Source organism: Candidatus Aquicultor sp. (assembly GCF_054640775.1).
In genome coordinates this window covers 525-3,884 of record NZ_JBTSLF010000220.1, presented here as the reverse complement: position 1 = coordinate 3,884, position 3,360 = coordinate 525, and the positions used below count along the sequence as shown (strand labels likewise).

The following is a 3,360-nucleotide window of genomic DNA, read 5'->3' as shown; positions in this document are numbered from 1 at the left end:
AAACTGCTGAAGTTCAATTAATTGTCCTCGTGGATTCTTAAATGTAAGGTGCTTAATATCTGATATTTCTGATTTATCAAAATCATCCAGAGAAATTTTAATTGTATAGTCATTTTCGCCATCTCTATATTTTGAATCATCATCACCGGTAAGTGCCACTCTTAAAGATGCACCGACTTCAGCCAAGTTCAGACCAAAGTTTGCTAGTTTACCCCTATCAATGTCAACTCTTGTTTCAGGTTTCCCCTCTTCCGTTGATAACCTTACATCGGCTGTCCCAGGAATTTTCTTTACAACATTAGCCAAAATCTCAGCGCCTTTTTCAACATCAGTCCTGTTTGAACCCGAAACTATAAGCTGAATCGGGGTTTGATTTGCTGTTCCGAAAATGCCAATGGGGTTAACTCGAACCTTTATACCCGGAACAGTGTTTACAAACCTCTTTATATCTTCACCCACTTTATCAGTAGATTTTTTCCTATCCTCTTTTGGTACAAGAGTGACATCAATTTCAGAAGAATAATTGGAAGTCTGGCCAACCAGTCCTTCGTTGGAAGCGCCTACAGTCACAAAAGCCTTTTTTACTTCCGGCAAAGTATAAATATACTGCTCAACTTTTTGTGTAAGAAGATTTGTGTTTTCTACTGAAGAGCCGGAAGGCATCTCAAGGATAACCGCAAATTCACCACGATCAGTTTGTGTCATAAATTCAGCACCAATAAAACCAAGCGGTGCTAACGTAAGGGAAGCAATGAAAAGCAGGAATACAACCGTTAGAACTTTCCATTTATTAACTAAACTCCATTTTAAGAGCTGGATGTACTTTTGGACCAACTTCCTGAATTCTTTTTCAAACCAAATAGAGAATTTACCAATTATAGTTCTTTTTGAAAGCTTTTCTAATTTCCCAATTCTTGAAGCAAGCAAGGGTGTTAGTGTGAATGAGACAAACAAACTGAGCAAAGTTGCAGTAACAACTACAATTGAATATTCCCGAACGATATTTCCGACAAGCCCGCCCGTTAGTGCAAGCGGCACAAATACAGAAACGTCTACAAGAGTGATGGCAAGAGCCGCAAATCCAATTTCATTTCGTCCTTTTAATGCGGCAACTTTTCTCGGCTCACCCTTTTCAAGGTGGTGGTGAATATTTTCCAGAACAACGATAGAGTCATCGACAAGGATACCGACTATTAATGAAAGGCCAAGCAATGTCATCAGGTTCAGTGTGAATCCGAAAGCAAGCATCATTGTAAAGGAAGAAATCATTGAAGCGGGAATTGCCATCATTACAATGAATGAGTTACGAATGCTATGCAAGAATAAAATCATCACTATTCCTACCAGGACAACAGCAAGCATCAAATCATATTTTACACCATTAGCTGCATCAATAGTAAATTGCGATCCATCCTGTGCAACATCAAAGCTTACATTTTCTGATTTATAATCATTCTGCATTTTTGCTATTTCTGCTCGTACAAGTTTACTAACATCAACAGAGTTTGCATCTGTCTGTTTCTGAACTATTATACCAACAGAAGTAACACCATTTATCCTGTTAATAGTGGAATAATCTTTCTGACCGTCTTCCACTTCGGAAATATCGGCCAACCTTATATCTCCACCAACCATTGATTTACCAACAATCAGGTTTCTCAAATCATCAATTGATTTGAATTTACCTGCAATTCTAACGATTAACTGATCTTTATCATTTTTAATTTTTCCTGTCGGGTAATCAAGGTTTGAGGATTTAATTACCTGGGTAATCTGCATAATTGATAAGCCATATGCCTTTATTCTTTCCCTGTTTAGATTTACTTTTATTTCCCTTTCATCACCACCCACAAGAGTAATCTGTCCGACCCCCGGCAGCTTTGCCAGTCTCGGCTGGATCCTGTCTTTTAAAAACTGATAAAATTTTGTGGAAGGCATATTGCTTGTAGCGCCCATCCTAATTACAGGAAGTTCATCGAGAGCAAATTTTGAAAGTGTTGGAGATTTTACTTCGGTTGGTAACGTGGAAACAATTTCGTTTACTTTCCTTTGAGCATTCTGCAGTTGTATGTCTACATCGGCAGATTGATTGAACTGGATAACTACGAAAGAAACACCTTCCGCAGATGTAGATGTCACATTGTCGATGTCATCAAGAGATGAAATAGCATCTTCAACCGGTTTGGTAACAGAAGTTTCAACTTCCTTTGGAGAAGCACCCGGATAAACTGTTGTAACAGTTATTACAGGAGGAGTAATCTTCGGAAGCAGTTCATAATTTAACTGAGTATAGCTATACACTCCTACCAAGGTAAGAACCGAAAAAATCACAACGATCAACGTCGGCCTTTTTATGGATAGCTCAGTAATTGTCATTTTAAATTCCTTTTAATTTCATTTTTTATTAATTGTAATAGGACGTTTCGTTGTCTAATCATTTATTAATAATTGTAACTTTGCTATTGTCTTCAATATTATTCTGTCCGTTTACAACAACCTTCTGTCCCTCTTTAATTCCATTAAGAACTTCCAGGTAATTATCATAAGTGTTACCAATTACCAGACCTACCAGTTTTGCCATATTATTTTCTACAACAAATACTTTCGGGTCTTTTATACTTCCGATTAATGCTTCTCTTGGAATTAAAAGAGATGCAACCTTATTTGTAGAAACAAAATTTACTTTGCCGAACATGCCCGCCTTTAGAGGATGCTCTTTTGAATTTTGAAGATCAACCTCAACCGGATAAGTATGGGCTTCGTCTCCCTTGGAACTTATAGTAGTAACCTTTCCGCTAAAAACTACCCCGGGATATACCTCCGTAGTAATTTCAACCCTATCCCCGACCTTCATTTTAAATACATCACTCTCAGCGACATTTACTTTTACCTTTAACTTTGAAATATCCACTACGTTGGCAACGGGGCTGTTCAATTTTACATAATCACCGATATCAACTGATCGGGAAGAAACAACGCCAGATATTGGAGTTGTAACCTTTGTATCTTCATATTGTCTTTTCGCGGTAATAAATTGTGACTCCGCAGATTGGTAAATAAATTTGGCATTTTCAAGTTGTGAATCTGTTACAGAATTCCCTTTAAACAGCGCCTGGAATCTCTCATAATCTTTTTTGGATTTTTCATAATTAACCTCAGCAGTTTTCATCGCGGTTAGTTTTAATTCATCATCAATTTGAATCAATACAGACCCCGCCGATTTATAATCACCAATTTCTGCATTAACCTTTACAACTCTGCCCTGTGCTTCTGCGATTATTAACACATCCTTGCTTGCCTGAATTGTACCGACTAATTCAAGATTTTTGCTAACCTGCTTTATTTCCGCTTTTACTACAC

The 3,360-nt window shown here is 37.5% G+C and carries 2 protein-coding genes; both read right to left on the bottom strand.

The features are described 5' to 3' along the window. Positions 1-2,376, bottom strand: a 2,376-nt coding sequence (locus ACYC56_RS13100) for an efflux RND transporter permease subunit (RefSeq protein ID WP_461374620.1), incomplete at its 3' end; no start/stop codon positions are given. Between the two features lie 58 nt (positions 2,377-2,434). Next, positions 2,435-3,360, bottom strand: a 926-nt coding sequence (locus ACYC56_RS13095; RefSeq protein WP_461374619.1) for an efflux RND transporter periplasmic adaptor subunit, incomplete at its 5' end; no start/stop codon positions are given.